General features: G+C 55.0%; 24 protein-coding genes and 1 other annotated feature. Of the genes, 16 read left to right on the top strand and 8 right to left on the bottom strand.

Annotated features, from left to right (window positions below):
• The first annotated feature begins 49 nt into the window (after positions 1-49).
• On the top strand, positions 50-586 hold the full coding sequence (locus tag AB3N39_RS08520; RefSeq protein ID WP_023311291.1) for a YniB family protein: 537 nt from the start codon (positions 50-52) through the stop codon (positions 584-586).
• 36 nt (positions 587-622) lie between these two features.
• Here AB3N39_RS08520 and AB3N39_RS08525 read toward each other — a convergent pair whose 3' ends face one another.
• The 3 genes from AB3N39_RS08525 to pfkB form a co-directional block, all read right to left on the bottom strand.
• Positions 623-1,483: a fructosamine kinase family protein gene (locus tag AB3N39_RS08525; RefSeq protein ID WP_024909435.1), complete on the bottom strand. Its 861-nt coding sequence runs from the start codon at positions 1,481-1,483 to the stop codon at positions 623-625.
• Between the two features lie 105 nt (positions 1,484-1,588).
• Positions 1,589-1,879 carry a type V toxin-antitoxin system endoribonuclease antitoxin GhoS gene (gene ghoS, locus AB3N39_RS08530; protein WP_136194712.1) on the bottom strand — a complete coding sequence of 97 codons (291 nt, stop codon included), beginning with the start codon at positions 1,877-1,879 and terminating at the stop codon, positions 1,589-1,591.
• Between the two features lie 106 nt (positions 1,880-1,985).
• The gene (gene pfkB, locus AB3N39_RS08535; RefSeq protein ID WP_127732767.1) at positions 1,986-2,918 is read right to left on the bottom strand and encodes a 6-phosphofructokinase II; all 933 of its coding nucleotides are present in this window, start codon (positions 2,916-2,918) and stop codon (positions 1,986-1,988) included.
• Between the two features lie 295 nt (positions 2,919-3,213).
• Here pfkB and AB3N39_RS08540 point away from each other — a divergent pair, with 295 nt between their 5' ends.
• Entirely contained in the window at positions 3,214-3,972 is a 759-nt protein-coding gene (locus AB3N39_RS08540) for a YdiY family protein (RefSeq protein ID WP_111965612.1), read from the top strand.
• An 80-nt stretch (positions 3,973-4,052) separates the two neighbouring features.
• Here the strand turns inward: AB3N39_RS08540 and yniD are convergent, their stop codons facing one another.
• Together yniD and yncL are read right to left on the bottom strand one after the other, a co-directional pair.
• On the bottom strand, positions 4,053-4,160 hold the full coding sequence (yniD, locus tag AB3N39_RS08545; protein ID WP_008500658.1) for a small membrane protein YniD: 108 nt from the start codon (positions 4,158-4,160) through the stop codon (positions 4,053-4,055).
• 98 nt (positions 4,161-4,258) lie between these two features.
• On the bottom strand, positions 4,259-4,459 hold the full coding sequence (gene yncL, locus AB3N39_RS08550) for a stress response membrane protein YncL (RefSeq protein ID WP_047651957.1): 201 nt from the start codon (positions 4,457-4,459) through the stop codon (positions 4,259-4,261).
• A 214-nt stretch (positions 4,460-4,673) separates the two neighbouring features.
• Between yncL and thrS the strand changes: the two genes are divergently transcribed.
• The 14 genes from thrS (at position 4,674) to selO (ending at position 17,312) form a co-directional block, all read left to right on the top strand.
• Positions 4,674-6,602 carry a threonine--tRNA ligase gene (thrS, locus tag AB3N39_RS08555; protein ID WP_008500657.1) on the top strand — a complete coding sequence of 643 codons (1,929 nt, stop codon included), beginning with the start codon at positions 4,674-4,676 and terminating at the stop codon, positions 6,600-6,602.
• Positions 6,603-6,605: 3 nt separating this feature from the next.
• Positions 6,606-7,148 (top strand): translation initiation factor IF-3, encoded by a 543-nt coding sequence (infC, locus tag AB3N39_RS08560; RefSeq protein ID WP_014069901.1) that lies wholly within the window; start codon positions 6,606-6,608, stop codon positions 7,146-7,148.
• 97 nt (positions 7,149-7,245) lie between these two features.
• A complete protein-coding gene (gene rpmI / locus AB3N39_RS08565; RefSeq protein ID WP_003030583.1) occupies positions 7,246-7,443 on the top strand; it encodes a 50S ribosomal protein L35 in 198 nt (65 codons plus the stop codon).
• 50 nt (positions 7,444-7,493) lie between these two features.
• A complete protein-coding gene (rplT, locus tag AB3N39_RS08570) occupies positions 7,494-7,850 on the top strand; it encodes a 50S ribosomal protein L20 (protein ID WP_000124850.1) in 357 nt (118 codons plus the stop codon).
• 117 nt (positions 7,851-7,967) lie between these two features.
• Positions 7,968-8,092, top strand: a sequence feature (Phe leader region).
• Positions 7,973-8,017 (top strand): pheST operon leader peptide PheM, encoded by a 45-nt coding sequence (pheM, locus tag AB3N39_RS08575; protein ID WP_001386830.1) that lies wholly within the window; start codon positions 7,973-7,975, stop codon positions 8,015-8,017. It overlaps the preceding feature by 45 nt.
• A gap of 62 nt (positions 8,093-8,154) precedes the next feature.
• Positions 8,155-9,138 (top strand): phenylalanine--tRNA ligase subunit alpha, encoded by a 984-nt coding sequence (gene pheS / locus AB3N39_RS08580; RefSeq protein ID WP_133294212.1) that lies wholly within the window; start codon positions 8,155-8,157, stop codon positions 9,136-9,138.
• 15 nt (positions 9,139-9,153) lie between these two features.
• Entirely contained in the window at positions 9,154-11,541 is a 2,388-nt protein-coding gene (gene pheT, locus AB3N39_RS08585) for a phenylalanine--tRNA ligase subunit beta (protein ID WP_133294213.1), read from the top strand.
• A gap of 4 nt (positions 11,542-11,545) precedes the next feature.
• Positions 11,546-11,845 (top strand): integration host factor subunit alpha, encoded by a 300-nt coding sequence (gene ihfA / locus AB3N39_RS08590; protein WP_003857805.1) that lies wholly within the window; start codon positions 11,546-11,548, stop codon positions 11,843-11,845.
• 103 nt (positions 11,846-11,948) lie between these two features.
• A complete protein-coding gene (gene btuC / locus AB3N39_RS08595) occupies positions 11,949-12,929 on the top strand; it encodes a vitamin B12 ABC transporter permease BtuC (protein WP_325813348.1) in 981 nt (326 codons plus the stop codon).
• Between the two features lie 22 nt (positions 12,930-12,951).
• The gene (locus AB3N39_RS08600) at positions 12,952-13,503 is read left to right on the top strand and encodes a glutathione peroxidase (RefSeq protein WP_111965614.1); all 552 of its coding nucleotides are present in this window, start codon (positions 12,952-12,954) and stop codon (positions 13,501-13,503) included.
• Positions 13,503-14,258: a vitamin B12 ABC transporter ATP-binding protein BtuD gene (btuD, locus tag AB3N39_RS08605; protein ID WP_367897209.1), complete on the top strand. Its 756-nt coding sequence runs from the start codon at positions 13,503-13,505 to the stop codon at positions 14,256-14,258. Before AB3N39_RS08600 ends, btuD begins: the two co-directional genes overlap by 1 nt.
• Before the next feature lie 74 nt (positions 14,259-14,332).
• On the top strand, positions 14,333-14,797 hold the full coding sequence (locus AB3N39_RS08610) for a C40 family peptidase (protein WP_023335377.1): 465 nt from the start codon (positions 14,333-14,335) through the stop codon (positions 14,795-14,797).
• A gap of 294 nt (positions 14,798-15,091) precedes the next feature.
• On the top strand, positions 15,092-15,808 hold the full coding sequence (locus AB3N39_RS08615; RefSeq protein WP_111965617.1) for an EAL domain-containing protein: 717 nt from the start codon (positions 15,092-15,094) through the stop codon (positions 15,806-15,808).
• A 61-nt stretch (positions 15,809-15,869) separates the two neighbouring features.
• Entirely contained in the window at positions 15,870-17,312 is a 1,443-nt protein-coding gene (selO, locus tag AB3N39_RS08620) for a protein adenylyltransferase SelO (protein ID WP_367897210.1), read from the top strand.
• A gap of 44 nt (positions 17,313-17,356) precedes the next feature.
• Here the strand turns inward: selO and AB3N39_RS08625 are convergent, their stop codons facing one another.
• From AB3N39_RS08625 to AB3N39_RS08635, 3 genes are read right to left on the bottom strand one after another with little or no spacing between them, the layout of a single operon-like run.
• A complete protein-coding gene (locus tag AB3N39_RS08625; RefSeq protein WP_136194717.1) occupies positions 17,357-18,127 on the bottom strand; it encodes a 3-hydroxybutyrate dehydrogenase in 771 nt (256 codons plus the stop codon).
• Between the two features lie 10 nt (positions 18,128-18,137).
• Positions 18,138-19,529, bottom strand: a complete 1,392-nt coding sequence (locus AB3N39_RS08630; protein WP_367897211.1) for a GntP family permease — start codon at positions 19,527-19,529, stop codon at positions 18,138-18,140.
• A 44-nt stretch (positions 19,530-19,573) separates the two neighbouring features.
• A complete protein-coding gene (locus AB3N39_RS08635) occupies positions 19,574-20,755 on the bottom strand; it encodes an acetyl-CoA C-acetyltransferase (protein WP_367897212.1) in 1,182 nt (393 codons plus the stop codon).
• Between the last annotated feature and the right edge of the window lie 7 nt (positions 20,756-20,762).

Consider the following 20,762-nt stretch of genomic DNA (forward strand, 5'->3'; position numbering starts at 1 on the left):
CAGCAGGTAGACTTAGGCACAAATAACGCGTCTTTATGAAGAGGAACTGATGACGTATCAACAAGCTGGACGCATTGCGGTCTTAAAACGTATTGCAGGCTGGGTGATTTTTATTCCTGCCGTCATTTCTACGCTGATTTCTGTACTCAAATTTATGTACGACCACAGCGAAAAACAGCCGGGTATCAATGCGGTAATGCTTGATTTTGCGCATGTTATGATTGAGATGATGCGTTTCAATACGCCATTTTTGAATGTCTTCTGGTTTAACTCACCCACCCCGGATTTTCATCAACAGCTGAATATCGGCTTTTGGGTGATATACGCCCTGATCTTTGTCGCGCTGGCACTGCAGGCCTCTGGGGCGCGAATGAGCCGTCAGACGCGCTTTTTACGCGAAGGCGTTGAGGATCAGTTGATTCTGGAGCAGGCCAAAGGCCCGGAAGGCATGAGTCGGGAGCAGATTGAATCCCGCATTGTTGTGCCGCGTCACACCATTTTCCTGCAAATTTTCCCGCTCTATATTCTTCCCGTGATTATCATTGTGGCGGGATATTTCTTCTTCTCACTGCTCGGTTTTCTGTAAGCGACACGGGTGGCTGCATAGCCACCCGTTCGCGTCTCAGGCGGCAAGCATACGCTCAAGTGCCCGCTGCGCGTTAACAAGGTGTTCTCCGCCAAAAAGAATGGCTCGGTTCATCAGGGTATAAAGCTGATACACCGGCTGCCGGTCGAGAAAACCGGGCGGCAGGGGGGAAACAGACTGGTATCCGTCGTATATCTGCGGCGGCTGCTCCGGATGAAGCGGCAGCATGGCAAGATCGCACTCTCTGTCACCCCAGTAGCAGGCCGGGTCAAAGATGTAGGGGCCGTTGGGACCCAGCGCGCAGTTATCGGACCACAAATCGCCGTGGAGCAGAGACGCCTGAGGCTGGTGGGAGGCCAGGCGCTGCTGCACGTGCTCGACGATGGCATCAATATTGCCAAATTCCAGCCCTTTTTCGGCGGCAAGTTCAAGCTGCCAGCCAATGCGCTGCTCGGCAAAAAAAGTCGACCAGCGACGCTGCCAGGCATTGGGTTGTGGCGTGGTGGAGAGGTCGTTGTCAAAATCGAGCCCAAACTGCGGCTGGTCGCTCCACTGATGGAGGCGCGCTAGCTGCTGGCCAAGAATGAATGCATTATGCGCGTCCAGCGGACGGGCGGGGAGGTACTCCATCACCAGGAAACTGTAATCGCGGTCGCTACCTACGGCCAGAACCTGTGGGACCGTCACCGTTTTACTGCGCGACAACAGCTCCAGCTGATCGGCTTCGGCGGTAAATATCGGAAGCAGCTCTCGTTCATCGCATTTAACGAAAAGATCGCGCCCTGCGTAGCGTAAATGCCACGCGGCGTGGATCTCACCGCCTGGCAGTTCGTTACGCAGTTCAATTTCACCTTCACCCAGCTGCTCACGTAAAAGATGACTGATAGCCTGCCACATGTTCACTCTCCCATGTTGTCTGCCAGATCATAAAGTTAGCGCATAATTGCGGTAAAAAAATACGAACTAACGCACACCTGAGCGGTTTAAATTCATGCAGCGCACTTATTGTTCTTTTTTTCGCCAGCTTTCCCAGGTTTCCACGTTAATTTCGCCAGGCTTGTCGGTCACGCTCTCCACCAGACTGGCGGCCAGCGCTTGAACCTCTTCCTGGCTCAGGGCGCCGATCAGACCAAATGTCAGGGTGCCTAAATCATGAATATTGCCTTCGTCATCCGTCAGCGTGAGGAGAAAATTAGCCCGGGTAAACGCATTGTTGAGCTCATTCAGCTCGGTCAGCGATGCCTCATGAAGGTTGATGGTCACGACGTAGCGTGTGATGTCACCACTGCTCATAATTCACCTCATTGTTATCATGGAAGTTTTCTTAGCATAGTCGATAGTTTGCGTTTGGCGACTCGGTGATGACATTCCCCTCCGTAAAGACGAAGGGGAACAGGCGTTAATTTCGGGACAGGTAATCGACGATTTTTTGCGTATCGGCAAGTGAACAGAGACGCGTGCCCTGGTTGATGGTGGCGGCGCTACCCGCCGCCACGCCGTAGCGTGTCATTTCGAGCAGAGACGCGCCCTGCGCCAGTTTGAGCGTCATCGCGCCCACCATGCTGTCACCCGCGCCAACCGTGCTCTGACTCTTCATCGGCGGCGGAACAACCTGAACGGATGACGATTCATCAACTGCAAGCGCCCCCTGAGGGCCAAGGGAGACGACTACGCGCCGCGCTTTGCCGCTGCGCACCAGCTCCTGCGCGGCGGTGCGAACATCGTCAGGCTGCGTCAGTTCGCGGTTGACCAGCGCGCTTAACTCTTTCTGGTTGGGTTTGACCAACTCCAGATTGCCCGGCACCAGTGCCGCCTGCAGGGCCTCGCCGCTGCTGTCAACGATGCAGCGGATACCGCGTTGCTGTGCAGCCTGAATCAGCGCCGTCAATTTTTCCGTGCTGACGCCAGGCGGCAGGCTGCCGCTTACCACCAGCAGCGCGCCGCTTTCTATCGTCAGCACTTTTTCTTCAAGCTGACGGAACTCGTCATCGGTAAGTTTCGCGCCCGGCATGACAAACCGGTACTGTTCGCCGCTGGATCCCACGTGGACATGCAGGTTTTGCCGCGTCCAGTCTTTCGCCTCGACGGTGTCTACGGCCACCTGTTCATCGGCCAGCAGAGAGACCAGGTGTTCACCGGTAGCACCACCTGCGGGAAAAATGGCCGTGGCTTTGCCGCCGAGATGGGTAATGGCGCGTGCCACGTTGATCCCGCCGCCGCCAGGCTCAAAGACCGGGGCGCTACAGCGCAATTTACCTTCCGGGTAAATCTGCGGCGTCAGGGTGGCGGAATCAAGGGAAGGGGAGAGCGTCAGGGTGTAGATAGAAACCATCATTACCTCCTTTTAGCATGGGTTCCTTTTAGTCTGGCACCATTTGTCAGGAAGGCAATGTAAATAACAGTATGATTTTAAATATGAATACTGAATAAAAGTCAGGCCGGAGATATATAAAATAAAACGCTTTTTGAGATCGTTCTTATTCAAAAAATGAAATAAGAAAACATTGCTATGTTATTTGCGGCTTTTTATAATTTGTTACCTTTCTCTGGACGCCTTGTCATTGATCCTCAAGAAAGATTCCGGGACCGTGTGGTCTCTTTTTTTGTTGTACGGACTCCTTAATAAAATGAAGCTTTTAAAGACAGTGCCCGCTGCACTGATGCTGGCGGGTGGCGTGTTTGCGGCTATGAACGCGACCGCTGATGATTCCGTTTTTACTGTCATGGACGATCCATCCACCGCGAAAAAACCGTTTGAAGGTAACCTGAATGCTGGGTACCTGGCACAATCCGGTAACACGAAAAGCTCTTCTCTGACGGCGGACAGTACGCTCACATGGTACGGTAATACTACCGCCTGGTCTCTGTGGGGTAATGCCAGCAACACTTCCGCTAACGACGAACGCTCTTCCGAGAAATATGCGGTAGGCGGACGTAGCCGTTACAACATGACCGACTATGACTATCTGTTTGGTCAGGGGAGCTGGTTAACTGACCGTTACAACGGTTATCGCCAGCGCGATGTCTTCACCGCCGGTTATGGTCGTCAGTTCCTGAACGGACCGGTACACAGCTTCCGTTTTGAATTCGGTCCGGGTGTGCGGTATGACGAATACACCAATGGCGATACCAAAACTCAACCGCTCGGTTACGCTTCCGGTACCTATGCCTGGCAGATGACTGACAACACCAAATTTACCCAGGGTGTTTCTGTATTTGGTGCCGACGATACGACGTTGAACTCTGAGACGGCGCTTAACGTGGCTATCAACGAACACTTTGGTCTGAAACTCGCCTACAACGTGACCTGGAACTCTTCACCACCAGAATCTGCGCCGGATCATACCGACCGCAGAACCACGGTTTCACTGGGTTATAGAATGTAATAAAAGCGGGCCGATGATGATGTCGGCCCGTTTATTGTCTGTAACTTTTTGATGTCCCTTCTGATGACCTGCATTCGCACCTAGCCCCAAATCATTGCCGCCCAACGGAGTAGCAGCATTGCGCCGCAGATGGCAATCAGCACCAGCACCATTTTCCAGTGTTTTACGGCAAATCGTTTTGTTGGCATAACCTAATCCTTGTTCGTTAATATCCACAGTCTACCAAACAGGGCCGAAATATGCCCCTTTTCAGGATCGATTGGGTTATGCCAGCGTAGGGTTTGGCTCAGAACCAGTGGAATCGTTCGGCGAGAATCAACAATAAACCTGTGGCGGAAAGGATGTTCAATATCACAACCGTTCTACTGGATACGTTCATGGTATGCACCTTTGGGTTTAAGGACCTGTTCAAGAGTAGCCCAGCATCTTCGAAATGCGAGCGCAGGGGAGAAGCAACCTGCAAATTCGTACGAAAGTGCCAGCCCATCAATCTGGCCGCAGAGGGTGCAATCTCCTTTCCGTTAGTGTTAACATTACGTCGCTTGCCGTAAATCCGAATTAATCTGAATTCGGCAGGTAAATGATGACGAACCAATTTGACGATTGTTGGTCAGATGGTTTCGTAATCTATTGTCAAATCACGATTATTTTCTTTGTATATGCTCTTATGTGTGGGGCATCACTGCAAATAAGGATATAAAATGCCTGTAATTACTCTTCCTGATGGCAGCCAACGCCATTTCGACCGTGCTGTTAGCCCAATGGATGTTGCCCTGGACATTGGACCTGGTCTCGCGAAAGCGACTATTGCTGGCCGTGTTAACGGTGAGCTGGTGGATGCCTCCGACCTGATTGAAAACGATGCGACGCTTGCCATCATCACCGCGAAAGACGAAGAAGGTCTGGAGATCATTCGTCACTCCTGCGCGCACCTGTTAGGTCATGCCATCAAACAGCTGTGGCCAAACACCAAAATGGCGATCGGTCCGGTTATCGACAATGGTTTCTACTACGACGTTGACCTTGACCATACTCTGACTCAGGAAGATATCGACGCGCTCGAAAAACGTATGCACGAGCTCGCCGAAACGAACTATGACGTCATCAAGAAGAAAGTCAGCTGGCACGAAGCGCGTGAAACCTTCGTGAAGCGCGGCGAGAGCTATAAAGTCTCTATTCTTGACGAAAATATTTCCCATGATGACAAGCCTGGCTTGTACCATCACGAAGAATACGTCGACATGTGCCGTGGACCGCACGTGCCGAACATGCGCTTCTGTCATCACTTTAAGCTGATGAAGATCGCCGGCGCCTACTGGCGCGGTGACAGCAACAACAAGATGTTGCAGCGTATCTATGGTACCGCGTGGGCCGATAAAAAAGCCCTGAACGCGTACCTGCTGCGCCTGGAAGAGGCGGCGAAGCGTGACCATCGTAAAATCGGCAAGCAGCTTGACCTGTACCACATGCAGGAAGAAGCGCCGGGTATGGTGTTCTGGCATAACGACGGCTGGACCATCTTCCGTGAGCTCGAAACGTTCGTACGCTCCAAGCTGAAAGAGTACCAGTATCAGGAAGTAAAAGGCCCGTTCATGATGGACCGTGTGCTGTGGGAAAAAACCGGCCACTGGGACAACTACAAAGATGCGATGTTCACCACCTCGTCTGAGAACCGTGAATACTGCATCAAGCCAATGAACTGCCCGGGTCACGTTCAGATCTTTAACCAGGGTCTGAAATCCTACCGCGACCTGCCGCTGCGTATGGCGGAGTTCGGTAGCTGCCACCGTAACGAACCATCAGGTGCGCTGCACGGTCTGATGCGTGTTCGTGGCTTTACTCAGGATGATGCGCATATCTTCTGTACTGAAGATCAGGTTCGTGACGAAGTTAACGCCTGTATTCGTATGGTCTACGATATGTACAGCACCTTTGGCTTCGAGAAGATCGTGGTCAAACTCTCAACGCGTCCGGAAAAACGTATCGGCAGCGATGAGACCTGGGATCGCGCAGAAGCGGATCTCGCCGTGGCGCTGGAAGAGAACGGCATTCCGTTCGAATACCAGCTGGGTGAGGGCGCATTCTACGGTCCGAAAATTGAATTTACCCTGTATGACTGCCTCGATCGCGCATGGCAGTGCGGTACTGTACAGCTGGACTTCTCCCTGCCGCAGCGTTTAAGCGCCTCTTATGTTGGCGAAGACAACGAACGTCAGGTACCAGTAATGATTCACCGTGCTATTCTCGGTTCTCTGGAGCGCTTCATCGGCATCCTGACCGAAGAGTTCGCTGGCTTCTTTCCAACCTGGCTTGCGCCAGTGCAGGTCGTGGTGATGAACATTACCGATTCTCAGGCGGATTACGTTAAAGAATTGACGCAGAAACTACAAAATGCGGGCATTCGCGTAAAAGCAGACTTGAGAAATGAGAAGATTGGCTTTAAAATCCGCGAGCACACTTTACGTCGTGTCCCGTATATGTTGGTCTGTGGTGATAAAGAGGTGGAAGCAGGCAAAGTTGCCGTTCGCACCCGCCGTGGTAAAGACCTGGGCAGCCTGGACGTAAGTGAAGTGATTGAGAAGCTGCAACAAGAGATTCGCAGCCGCAGTCTTCAACAACTGGAGGAATAAGGTATTAAAGGCGGAAAACGAGTTCAAACGGCACGTCCGAATCGTATCAATGGCGAGATTCGCGCCCAGGAAGTTCGCTTAACAGATCTTGAAGGTGAACCACTGGGGATTGTGAGTCTGAGAGAAGCGATCGAAAAAGCTGAAGAAGCTGGAGTAGATTTAGTTGAAATCAGCCCTAACGCCGAACCGCCAGTTTGTCGTATCATGGACTACGGCAAGTTCCTTTATGAAAAGAGTAAGTCTTCTAAGGAACAGAAGAAAAAGCAAAAAGTTATCCAGGTTAAGGAAATCAAATTCCGTCCTGGTACCGACGATGGCGATTATCAGGTAAAACTCCGCAGCCTGATTCGCTTTCTGGAAGATGGCGATAAGGCCAAGATCACACTGCGTTTCCGCGGTCGTGAGATGGCCCACCAACAGATTGGTATGGAAGTGCTTAACCGCGTCCGTGACGATCTGAGTGAACTGGCAGTAGTCGAATCCTTCCCTACGAAGATCGAAGGCCGCCAGATGATCATGGTGCTCGCTCCTAAGAAGAAACAGTAAGGCCTTCAAGCAGCAAAATCTGTGGAGCCTTCGGGTTTCATAGGTTTTGTTCGCCTATGTTTCGTTTATTTAACAATGCGAAGTGGAAGTTATTAAGATGCCAAAAATTAAGACCGTACGCGGTGCTGCTAAGCGCTTCAAAAAAACCGGTGGTGGTGGATTTAAGCGTAAGCACGCAAACCTGCGTCATATTCTGACCAAAAAATCTACTAAGCGTAAACGTCACCTGCGTCCAAAAGGCCTCGTTTCTAAAGGCGATCTGGGTCTGGTTATCGCGTGCCTGCCGTACGCATAAGCCGTTAACGTTTAATTTTTTACTAAGAATATAGATACAGGAGAGCACATATGGCTCGCGTAAAACGTGGTGTAATTGCACGTGCACGTCACAAGAAAATTTTGAAACAAGCTAAAGGCTACTACGGTGCGCGTTCACGCGTTTACCGCGTTGCCTTCCAGGCTGTTATCAAAGCAGGTCAGTACGCTTACCGTGACCGTCGTCAGCGTAAGCGTCAGTTCCGTCAACTGTGGATTGCGCGTATCAACGCAGCAGCACGTCAGAACGGTATTTCTTACAGCAAATTCATCAACGGCCTGAAAAAAGCCTCTGTTGAAATCGACCGTAAGATCCTGGCTGACATCGCAGTATTCGACAAAGTAGCGTTCACCGCTCTGGTCGAAAAAGCGAAAGCAGCACTGGCATAAGCCAGTTGAGAGAGGGGGCCTGGCTCCCTCTTTTCATATAACCCTGTAAGAAGATTGACATTTACCCGTGCAGGCTTTTCAATAAGGTCTTAACGGTTTTTACCAGACAAGGTAACGCAAGCATGAATGCTGCTATTTTCCGCTTCTTCTTTTACTTTAGCACCTGACTTCAGGAGGCTAGCGCGTGAAAGATGAAACGAAAAACAGCGCCAGATAAGCCTCCCGATGGAGGCTTTTTTTGTGCCTGAATTTGAGAGAATAACTCCACCAAATCGGTGTCTGCACCGACATAATGAGGAAAATCATGTCACATCTCGCAGAGCTGGTTGCCAATGCAACAGCCGCCATTAATCAGGCCTCAGATGTTGCCGCGTTAGACAATGTCCGCGTCGAATATCTTGGGAAGAAAGGGCACCTGACCCTTCAGATGACAACCCTGCGTGAGCTGCCGCCAGAAGAACGTCCGGCAGCGGGAGCGGTGATTAACGAAGCCAAGGAGCAGGTACAGCAGGCGCTTAACGCACGTAAAGCCGAGCTGGAAAGCGCTGTGCTGAATGCGCGTCTGGCTGCCGAGACGATCGACGTCTCTCTGCCGGGTCGCCGCATCGAGAACGGCGGTCTGCACCCGGTTACCCGCACCATCGATCGCATTGAAAGTTTCTTCGGTGAGCTCGGCTTTACCGTGGCGACTGGCCCGGAAATCGAAGATGATTACCATAACTTCGACGCCCTGAACATTCCTGGCCATCATCCGGCACGCGCTGACCACGACACTTTCTGGTTTGACGCAACGCGTCTGCTGCGTACTCAGACCTCCGGCGTTCAGATCCGTACCATGAAGGAGCAGGAACCGCCGATCCGTATTATCGCGCCGGGCCGCGTCTATCGTAACGACTACGATCAGACCCACACCCCAATGTTCCACCAGATGGAAGGCCTGATTGTTGATAAAAACATCAGCTTCACCAACCTGAAGGGCACGCTGCACGATTTCCTGAACAACTTCTTTGAGGAAGATCTGCAGGTTCGTTTCCGTCCGTCCTACTTCCCGTTCACCGAACCGTCTGCGGAAGTTGACGTGATGGGCAAAAACGGCAAGTGGCTGGAAGTGCTGGGCTGCGGCATGGTGCATCCAAACGTGCTGCGCAACGTAGGTATTGATCCGGAAGTCTACTCCGGCTTTGCCTTCGGTATGGGCATGGAGCGTCTGACCATGCTGCGCTACGGCGTGACCGATTTACGTGCATTCTTCGAAAACGATCTGCGTTTCCTCAAACAGTTTAAATAAGGGCAGGACAGAACAATGAAATTCAGTGAACTGTGGTTACGCGAGTGGGTGAACACCACGCTGGACAGCGACGCGCTTTCTAACCAGATCACCATGGCGGGCCTGGAAGTGGACGGCGTTGAGCCGGTTTCCGGCGCATTCAACGGCGTGGTCGTCGGTGAAGTGGTAGAGTGCGGCCAGCACCCTAACGCTGACAAACTGCGCGTGACAAAAGTGAACGTGGGCGGTGACCGTCTGCTGGATATCGTCTGCGGTGCGCCAAACTGCCGTCAGGGCCTGAAGGTGGCCGTGGCGACCGTCGGGGCGGTACTGCCGGGCGATTTCAAAATTAAAGCGGCTAAGCTGCGCGGCGAGCCGTCTGAAGGCATGCTGTGTTCCTTCTCCGAGCTGGGTATTTCCGACGATCACAACGGCATCATTGAGCTGCCGCTGGATGCGCCAATCGGCACCGATATCCGTGAATACCTGAAGCTTGACGACAACACTATTGAAATCAGCGTCACGCCAAACCGTGCCGACTGCTTAGGTATTATCGGCGTGGCGCGCGACGTGGCCGTGCTGAACCAGACCGAACTGAACGCGCCGGAGATCGCGCCGGTTGAAGCGACCATCAGTGACGTGCTGCCTATTCAGGTTGACGCTGCGGATGCCTGCCCGCGCTACCTCGGTCGCGTGGTGAAAGGCATCAACGTGAAAGCGCCAACTCCGCTGTGGATGAAAGAGAAGCTGCGCCGCTGCGGTATTCGCTCTATCGACGCCGTGGTCGACGTGACCAACTACGTCCTGCTGGAGCTGGGCCAGCCAATGCACGCGTTCGATAAAGATCGTATCGACGGCGGCATCGTTGTGCGCATGGCGAAAGAGGGCGAAACCCTGGTTCTGCTGGACGGCAGCGAAGCGAAACTGAACGCCGACACTTTGGTGATTGCTGACCACAGCAAGGCGCTGGCAATGGGCGGTATTTTCGGAGGCGAGCATTCAGGCGTCAACGACGAGACGCAAAACGTGCTGCTGGAATGTGCGTTCTTCAGCCCGCTCTCCATCACCGGTCGCGCACGCCGTCACGGCCTGCATACCGATGCCTCTCACCGCTACGAGCGCGGCGTTGACCCGGCGCTGCAGTATAAAGCGATGGAACGTGCGACCCGCCTGCTGATCGACATCTGCGGCGGTGAAGCGGGCCCGGTTATCGACGTCACCAACGAAGCGACGCTGCCGAAGCGTGCGACCATCACCCTGCGCCGCAGCAAGCTGGATCGTCTTATTGGTCACCACGTTGCCGATGCGCAGGTGACCGATATCCTGAAGCGTCTGGGCTGTGAAGTAACCGAAGGCCAGGACGAATGGAAAGCCGTTGCGCCGTCATGGCGTTTCGACATGGAAATTGAAGAAGATCTGGTGGAAGAAGTGGCCCGTGTTTATGGCTACAACAACATCCCTGACGAGCCTGTGCAGGCAGGTCTGGTGATGGGCACCCACCGTGAAGCCGACCTGTCCCTGAAGCGTGTGAAAACCATGCTGAACGACAAAGGCTACCAGGAAGTGATCACCTACAGCTTTGTTGATCCAAAACTGCAGCAGCTGATCCATCCGGGCCAGGAAGCGCTGATCCTGCCAAGCCCAATCTCCAGCGAAATGTCCGCGATGCGTCTGTCCCTGTGGACGGGTCTGCTGGGTACTATCGTTTATAACCAGAATCGTCAGCAAAACCGCGTGCGCATTTTCGAAAGCGGTTTGCGCTTTGTACCGGATAATCAGGCAAATTTAGGCATCCGTCAGGATCTCATGCTGGCTGGCGCCATCAGCGGTAACCGCTATGAAGAGCACTGGGACCTGGCAAAAGGGACGGTTGATTTCTACGATATGAAGGGCGATCTGGAAGCGATTCTGGATCTGACCGGTAAATTATCTGAAATTGAATTCCGCGCAGAAGCCATCCCGGCCCTGCATCCGGGCCAGAGCGCTGCCATCTATTTAGACGGCAAACGCGTTGGTTTTATTGGGGTTGTTCACCCTGAGCTGGAGCGTAAACTGGACCTGAACGGCCGTACCATCGTGTTCGAGCTGGAATGGAACCCGGTGGCTGACCGCGTGATTCCTCAGGCTCAGGACGTCTCCCGCTTCCCGGCAAACCGCCGTGATATCGCGGTTGTGGTCGCGGAAAATGTGCCCGCAGCAGATATTTTGGCCGAATGTAAGAAAGTTGGCGTAAATCAGGTAGTTGGCGTAAACTTATTTGACGTGTACCGCGGCAAGGGCGTAGCAGAAGGTTTCAAGAGCCTCGCTATTAGCCTTATCCTTCAGGATACCAGCCGTACACTCGAAGAAGAGGAGATTGCCGCTACCGTCGCCAAATGTGTAGAGGCATTAAAAGAGCGATTCCAGGCATCATTGAGGGATTGAACCTATGGCGCTTACAAAAGCTGAAATGTCAGAATATCTGTTTGATAAGCTTGGGCTTAGCAAACGGGATGCCAAAGAGCTGGTAGAGCTGTTTTTCGAAGAGATCCGTCGTGCTCTGGAAAATGGTGAGCAGGTAAAACTCTCCGGTTTTGGCAATTTTGATTTGCGAGACAAAAACCAACGTCCGGGCCGCAACCCGAAGACGGGGGAAGATATTCCCATTACAGCCCGCCGCGTGGTGACCTTCAGACCCGGCCAGAAGTTAAAAAGCCGTGTCGAAAACGCAACGCCTAAAGCAGAGTAATATGAACTAACTAAAAAGGCCGCCCATGCGGCCTTTTTTCTTTGCGCTCTTCGGCAAACCCGCCGTAAAATCAATTACATCTCACGCTACTAAAACCGTACACATGCTTGATTATGCCCATCACCAGCACCGTTCCGATCGGCGTCACCTGCTTTTGCTGGTGCTGTTGCTCATTGCCTCCGCGGGCGTGAGCCTCTGCGCGGGCGACAGATGGATTGGGCCTGAAAGCTGGTGGGGGCCTGACGGGCAGCTCTTCGTCTGGCAAATTCGCCTGCCGCGCACCGTCGCGGTGGTTCTGGTCGGTGCCGCGCTGGCGCTATGCGGCACCATAATGCAGGCGTTGTTTGATAACCCTCTGGCGGAGCCGGGGCTGCTCGGCGTGTCGAACGGAGCGGGCGTAGGCCTGATAGCGGCGGTAATGCTGGGAGGAGGAGAACTCTCGGGATGGCGTATTAGCCTGAGCGCTATTCTCGGTGCACTGCTGATCACAGCGATCCTTCTTCGTTTCGCCAGACGGCACTTATCGACCAGCCGTCTGCTGCTTGCCGGCGTGGCGCTGGGGATCATCTGTAGCGCGTTGATGACCTGGGCGGTCTACTTCTCAACATCCTTTGACCTGCGACAGCTCATGTACTGGATGATGGGCGGTTTTGGCGGCGTTGACTGGCACCAGGGCTGGCTGATGGCGCTGCTGGTACCGGTCATCGTGTGGGCTGCCCTGCAGGCGCAGCCGCTGAATATGCTCGCGCTGGGTGAAACCTCTGCCCGCCAGCTCGGTATGCCGATTGGATTCTGGCGCAATGTGCTGGTAATAGCCATTGGCTGGCTGGTCGGCGTCAGCGTGGCTCTGGCGGGCGCGATCGGTTTTATCGGGCTGGTGATCCCGCACATGCTGCGTCTGTGTGGCCTCACGGACCACAGAACCCTGCTTCCGGCCTCGGCGGTTGCCGGGGCCGTCACGCTGCTGGTGGCCGACGTCATCGCCCGGCTTGCCCTGACGGCCGCAGAGCTGCCCATTGGCGTGGTGACCGCCACGCTGGGCGCGCCGGTATTTATCTGGCTACTATTAAAAGCTGGACATTAAATCGACAACCTGAGGAAATGCTATGCAGTCAGATATCCTGAATACTGAAGTGACCACCATTGATGGCGATAAAACCACGCTGGAACGCTACAAAGGCAACGTGCTGCTTATCGTCAACGTGGCATCCAAATGTGGCCTGACGCCGCAGTACGAGCAGCTGGAAAATATTCAGAAGGCCTGGGAGAAAGACGGTTTTACCGTGCTGGGCTTCCCGTGCAACCAGTTCCTGGGCCAGGAGCCGGGCAGCGAAGAAGAGATTAAAACCTTCTGCAGCACCACCTATGGCGTGACGTTCCCGATGTTCAGCAAAATCGATGTCAACGGCGAAGACCGCCATCCGCTGTATGCGAAGCTGATCGCTGCCGCGCCGAAGGCCGTTGCGCCTGAAGGAAGCGGTTTTTATGAACGCATGGCCAGCAAAGGCCGCGCGCCGCTTTACCCGGACGATATCCTGTGGAATTTTGAAAAATTCCTGATTGGTCGCGATGGCCAGGTCGTTCAGCGTTTTTCGCCCGATATGACCCCAGAAGATCCGATCGTCATGGAATCGATCAAGCTGGCGCTGGCGAAATAATGTCTTTGCTGATGCAGCTCATGGACGTTGCCGAGAGGGGACGTCTTGAGCCGATGACCGGCGCCGTCAATGCGGGAGAAATCCTGCATCTTGTCGGGCCGAACGGCGCAGGAAAGAGCACGCTGCTGGCACGGATGGCAGGCATGACTGACGGAGAAGGGCAGATAACGCTGCTTGAGCATACGCTCGCCGACTGGTCACCGGTCTCGCTGGCGCATCGGCGCAGTTACCTCGTGCAGCAGCAGATGCCGCCCTTTGCGATGCCGGTCTGGCATTATCTGATGCTGCATTTGCACGACAAACAACATACGGCACTGCTGACTGACGTGGCCGCGGCCCTCGGGCTGGAAGATAAACTGTCCCGGCACGCCAGCCAGCTTTCCGGCGGAGAGTGGCAGCGGGTGCGACTGGCGGCTGTCATCCTTCAGATCCACCCGGCAGGCAATCCTCACGGGCGGATGCTGCTTCTCGATGAACCCATGAGCGGTCTGGATGTGGCGCAGCAGGCAGCACTGGATACGCTTTTAAGCGCCCTGAGCCGACAAGGTATCGCCGTGGTGATGAGCAGTCATGACCTCAACCACACCCTGCGTCATGCCCACCGGGTGTGGCTGCTGTCGCAGGGAAAGATGATCGCCAGCGGCGCGCGGGATCGGGTGCTTACGCCGCCCCATCTTGCCCGCGCGTACAACATGTCGTTCCGCAGGCTGGATATTGAGGGACATAAGATGCTGATTTCTACCGGGCAGAAGTAACCGTTTCTTGCCTCTTAGCACAATTGCACGCTAAATTACGAAAAGAACAAAAAAAGCAGAGGATTCGTCTGAAAATGCGATTCTGGTTTCTCCTGATGGCCACACTTTTTCTTGCGGGATGCAGTAGCCATCGTGCGCCGCCGCCTAACCCACGGCTTTCAGATTCGATCACCGTCATTGCCAGCCTTAACGATCAGCTGAGCAACTGGCGCGGTACGCCTTATCGCTACGGCGGCATGAGCCGCGGCGGCGTGGATTGCTCCGGCTTCGTTCTGATGACGTTCCGCGACAAGTTTGATTTACAGCTTCCGCGCGAAACGCGCAAGCAGGCCGAAATTGGCACTGAAATTGATAAAGACGATCTTCTGCCCGGTGACCTGGTTTTCTTCAAAACCGGATCGGGTGAAAGCGGTCTTCATGTGGGGATATATGATACAGACAATCAGTTCATTCACGCCTCGACAAGCCGCGGCGTGATGCGCTCTTCTCTTGATAATGTTTACTGGCGTAAAAATTTCTGGCAGGCTCGACGTATATAGTCTTTGTCAGACACTTCTCTTATGACGGCATGGTATCTAATAAATCATGCCGTTTTTTCTCAAATAAGATGCTTAAAGTTAAATTTATCTAAAATTAGCGAATCCTGCATGTGTCTGTTTTATCTAAAACTGGCTATTATTTTGCAACCAGGATAAAATTATTTTAGATTCAGGGATAAATCTGAAAATAAATACGGAACTAATGAAATTAATCTTATTAAAATCAAGACAGTGGAATTGTGTCGGCAATTGCTCCAGGATGTCCTCTCTCATCTGTAATGCGGAGCGAGTGCAATGATTATTACGCTAGATAATGCTTACCAGTCTGAACTGCTGCTTCTGCCCGCCCGTAATAGCGCAGGGGAGCTTAAAGGTTTAGAGGTTCTGGTTAACTTTACTGGCGTCGGCAGCGATGTGAGGATCCCCACTGAACTCGTTATCCCTCGGCTTTCAGCAGCTGAAGAGTTAGTGCTTTTTAACGAAAAACTGCAATTGCTTGATACTTGTAAACTGTTTTTTATTCAGCATCAGTTAATTGCATGGATCAATATTACACCTGCAATAGTTGAATTTTTATTAAGTAATGGAAACGCTGTTTCAATTCTTGAGCGTTATCCGTTTCTTGAGTTTACTGTTAATGAGAATTATCCAGGTTTAAATAACGGCAAGGACGATCTGCAGCTGGCGAGAATGGCAATCCATTTCCCGTTGGTGCTGGCAAACTTTGGCGCAGGCGCCGCCTCGCTCAAAGCTGTCTATGATGGATTATTTAAACGGGTTATCCTCGATAAAGGATTCATTCAGCAGCGCGCACCGGAGCTCTCTTTTGAGCCTTTTATGCGCGCCATCCTCTGGCAAATCACACCGCATTGCCAGTCAGTGATCGTCTCGGGCATTGACGATCACAGCCTGTTGCAACGCGTGTTGTCCTTCAATTTTGGCGCCATGCAGGGCGCACTTTGGCCAGCCGTCTCTGCCGAGCACGTTACAACGCTGGTTCAGCAGCGATAACCCTTGCTTTCGCCCGTGTTTAAGTCCGGGTAAACCCTCTACACTAAAAGCAGGAGGACCTATGACCCTGTCTTTTACTGCTCAATGGCATGACGAGTTGCCCGGCTTTTACACCGCACTCAAACCAACACCGTTACAAAATTCACGCCTTATCTGGCATAACGATTTGCTGGCAGAAGAACTGGCCATTCCGCCTGAGCTGTTTCAGCGTTCAGAGGGCGCTGGCGTCTGGGGAGGCGAAACGTTACTCGCCGGAATGCAACCACTGGCCCAGGTTTATAGCGGACATCAGTTTGGCGTCTGGGCGGGTCAACTGGGCGACGGCAGGGGGATCCTGCTCGGTGAACAACGGCTTCCCAACGGGGAGACGGTTGACTGGCACCTGAAAGGCGCGGGCCTGACGCCCTATTCGCGAATGGGCGACGGGCGTGCGGTTCTGCGTTCAACGATCCGCGAATGCCTGGGCTCCGAAGCGATGCATGCCCTGGGGATCCCCACCACCCGCGCGCTGTCGATCGTTACCAGCGATACGCCGGTTGTGCGCGAAACCGTGGAAAAGGGCGCAATGCTGATGCGTATCGCGCAAAGCCATCTGCGCTTCGGTCATTTTGAGCACTTTTACTATCGTCGCGAGCCGGAAAAGGTGCGCCAGCTGGCAGACTTTGCCATTCGCCACCACTGGGCGCATCTGATGGACGAGGCGGATAAATACGTGCTCTGGTTCAGGGATGTGGTGGCCCGTACCGCAACCCTGATTGCCCGCTGGCAAACGGTAGGCTTTGCCCATGGCGTGATGAATACGGACAACATGTCGCTTCTCGGGTTGACCTTCGACTACGGCCCGTTTGGTTTCCTGGACGATTATCAGCCGGGGTATATCTGCAACCACTCCGACTATCAGGGGCGCTACAGCTTTGACAATCAGCCCGCGGTGGGCCTGTGGAACCTGCAGCGGCTTGCGCAAACCCTGTCGCCGTTTATCGACGTTGATGCCCTGAATGATGCGCTCGACAGCTATCAGGACATATTACTGCGGGAATATGGCACGCTGATGCGCAACAAGCTGGGGCTGGTGACGCAGGAGAGGGGCGATAACGACATCCTCAATGGCCTGTTTGCCCTGATGGCGCGCGAGGGCAGCGATTATACGCGTACCTTCCGGATGCTGGGGCAGACGGAGCAGCACAGCGCCACCTCGCCGCTGCGCGATGAGTTTATTGACAGACAGGCGTTTGACGACTGGTTTGCATCGTACCGCGCGCGGCTGCAGCAGGAAGAGGTAGATGATGCGACTCGCCAGACGCAGATGAACGCCACGAACCCCGCAATGGTGTTGCGCAACTGGCTGGCGCAGCGGGCGATTGAGCAGGCGGAGCAGGGCGAGTACGACGAGTTACACCGTCTGCACGTGGCGCTGCGCACGCCGTTTGCCGACCGGGATGATGATTACGTCAGCCGCCCGCCTGACTGGGGCAAGCGGCTGGAGGTCAGTTGCTCAAGCTAGAGATTTTTTGCCGGGAGGCGGCTTCGCCTTATCCGGCCTGAACGTCACTGCGCGACCCAGCCGCCATCCATATTCCACGCTGCGCCGCGAACGTTAACGGCGCTGTCGCTGCACAAAAACAGCGCCAGTTCGCCCAGCTGCTCCGGGGTAACAAACTCGCCCGAAGGCTGTTTCTCCGCCAGAAGCTGTTCCCGAGCCTGCTCCGGCGGAATGCCGTCGGCGATACGCTTGTCGATTTGCTGTTGCACCAGCGGCGTCAGTACCCAGCCGGGACAGATCGTATTGGCGGTAATGCCGGTGCGCGCGGTTTCCAGCGCCAGCGATTTCGTAAAGCCCACTACGCCATGCTTGGCAGCCACGTAGGCCGACTTCTCTTTTGACGCGACCAGCCCGTGAACGGAGGCGATATTAATGATGCGCCCCCAGTTTTTCTCGCGCATGGCAGGCAGCGCCAGCCGGCTGGTGTGAAACACCGACGAGAGGTTAATGGCGATAATGTCGTTCCATTTCTCTACCGGAAACGCGTCAACCGGCGCCACGTGCTGTATGCCCGCGTTGTTGACAAGAATGTCCACGCCGCCAAACTGCGATTCGGCATAGCGCATCATGGCTTCAATTTGCAGCACGTCACGCAGGTCCGCATCGTGATAGCCCGGCTTTTTGCCCAGGTGCGCAATAGCTTCTCTTGCTGAGTCGCTATCGCCGAAACCGTTGAGGATAAGCTGCGCCCCGGCCTTCGCCAGTACGCGGGCGATCCCAAGGCCAATGCCGCTGGTCGAGCCGGTGACCAGGGCGGTTTTACCGTTCAGATTCATCTTTCTCTCCTTACACAATGCCGGTCAGATAAAACACGGCAATGACAAAAAGCACTGCCAGACTTTTAATGATAGTGATAGCGAAAATGCCGCCGTAGGCCTGGCGATGGCTCAGGCCTGTAATCGCCAGCAGGGTAATCACCGCGCCGTTATGGGGAAGGGTATCCATCCCCCCGCTCGCCATTGACGCCACGCGGTGCAACACCTCTAGCGGGATATTGGCGGCATGGGCGGCGGCAATAAACGTGTCGGACATAGCGGCGAGTGCAATACTCATCCCGCCGGACGCCGAGCCGGTGATCCCAGCGAGAACGGTCACGCTGATGGCTTCATTCAGCAGCGGATTCGGAATAGCCGCCAGCGCGTGGGATAACACCAGAAAACCGGGCAGGGCGGCGATAACCGCGCCGAAACCGTACTCCGAGGCGGTATTCATCGCCGCAAGAATGGCGCCGCTCACCGCCGTCCGGCTGCCTTCCGCCAGGCGCCCCTGGATATTGCGAAAGCCAAAAATCAGCACCAGCAAAATACCGGCGATCAGCGCCACTTCCACGGCCCAGATGGCGGTGATCTTGCCCACCTCGGTCACGATCGGTTTCGCCAGACCGGGCAGGGTCAGCTCGTGGGTCGTGCCGTACCAGACGGGGATCCAGCGGGTAAACAGCAGGTTCAGTATGCCCACCACCAGCAGCGGGGCGATGGCAATCAGCGGATGCGGAAGGTTAATGTTGTCCGGCGTTTCCGGTTCATTTTTCAGATCCGTGCCGTAACCTTCATTGTTATTGAACGCCTTACGACGCTGGCGCTCCAGCCAGAGCAGGCCAAAGACGATAATAAACAGAGAGCCGATAAGCCCCAGCCACGGTGCGGCCCAGGCGTTGGTACCAAAGAAGTTTGTGGGGATGATGTTCTGGATCTGCGGCGTACCGGGCAGGGCATCCATGGTAAACGAGAAGGCCCCGAGCGCCACGGTGGCCGGGATCAGCCGTTTAGGGATGCCGCTCTGGCGGAACAGTTCGGCGGCAAACGGATAAACCGCAAATGCCACCACGAACAGCGACACGCCGCCGTAGGTTAACAGCGCGCACACCAGAACAATCACCGGGATGGCGTGGCGACGGCCCAGGATCTGAATCGCGGCGGCGACGATGGAGCGCGAGAAGCCGGAAAGCTCAATCAGTTTGCCAAACACCGCCCCCAGCAGGAACACCGGGAAGTAGAGCTTGACGAAGCCCACCATCTTTTCCATGAACAGGCCGGTAAAGGTCGGGCCGACGGCGCCCGGGTCGGTCAGCAGTACGGCACCGAGCGCCGCAATTGGCGCAAACAAAATCACGCTATATCCGCGATAGGCCGCCAGCATCAGCAGCCCCAGCGCCGCCAGGGCAATTAACACGCTCATTACGACTCCTCACTTTAATTATTATTCGGGTACCAACGAGATGCTTAACGTTCAACGGTGAGGGCGATGCCTTGCCCGCCGCCTACGCACAGGGTGACGAGTCCTTTTTTAACGTCACGGCGCTGCATTTCGTATAGCAGCGTCACGAGGATGCGGCAGCCGGAGGCGCCAATCGGATGGCCCAGGGCGATAGCGCCGCCGTTAACGTTCACCTTTCGCTCATCCCAGCCGAGCTGCTTGCCCACCGCCAGCGCCTGCGCGGCAAAGGCTTCATTGGCTTCAATGAGGTCCACGTCATCGAGCGTCCAGCCCGCTCGTGCCAGCGCGGTCTGGCAGGCGCAGACCGGACCGATGCCCATCACCGACGGATCAACGCCCGTCACGGCGTAACTCACGATGCGGCCCAGGATCGGCAGTCCGCTCGCCCGTGCGTTTTCGCCGCTCATCAGCAGCACCGCAGCGGCACCGTCGTTGAGCGTGGAGGCATTTCCGGCCGTGACCGTGCCTTCCTCCTGCAAAAAGGCGGGGCGCAGCTGCGCAAGCTGCTCGGCGGTGGTGCCTGGCCGGGGCTGCTCGTCACGGCTGACAATAAGCGGAGGCTTTTTACCCTGTTTCACCGTCACCAGCGCAATCTCCGGGTCAAAACGACCCGCTTCGGCGGCGGAAGCCGCTTTCTGCTGCGACCGGGCAGCGAAGGCGTCCTGCTCTTCGCGGGAAACGCCAAACTGCCGGGCGACGTTTTCAGCGGTGATCCCCATGTGGTAATCGTTGAACGCATCCCACAGGCCGTCCGTAATCATGCTGTCCTGCAGGCCCGTATGGCCAAAACGCAGCCCTGAACGCGCGCCGTCCAGTAGATAGGGGGCGTTGCTCATGCTCTCCTGACCGCCTGCGATAATCGCGTCCGCGTCGCCGCATCGGATCGCCTGCGCGGCGAGCTGCACCGCTTTCAAGCCCGCGCCGCAGACCAGGTTGACCGTTGTCGCCGGCGTGCTGACGGGCAATCCGGCGGCGATGGCCGTCTGGCGCGCAGGGTTTTGTCCGCATCCCGCCGTCAGCACCTGGCCGAAAATCACCTCGTCTATCGTCTCTGCTGGAAGACCGCTGCTTTCAAGCAGACGATGAACCGCGACGGCTCCCAGCTCGGCCGCAGAGAGGGGCGCGAGCGATCCGCGAAAACTGCCAATGGGGGTTCGCGTGGCCCCGACAATCATGACCTCTTTCATGGTGAGT

Source organism: Enterobacter vonholyi, from assembly GCF_040834095.1.
GTDB lineage: Bacteria > Pseudomonadota > Gammaproteobacteria > Enterobacterales > Enterobacteriaceae > Enterobacter > Enterobacter vonholyi.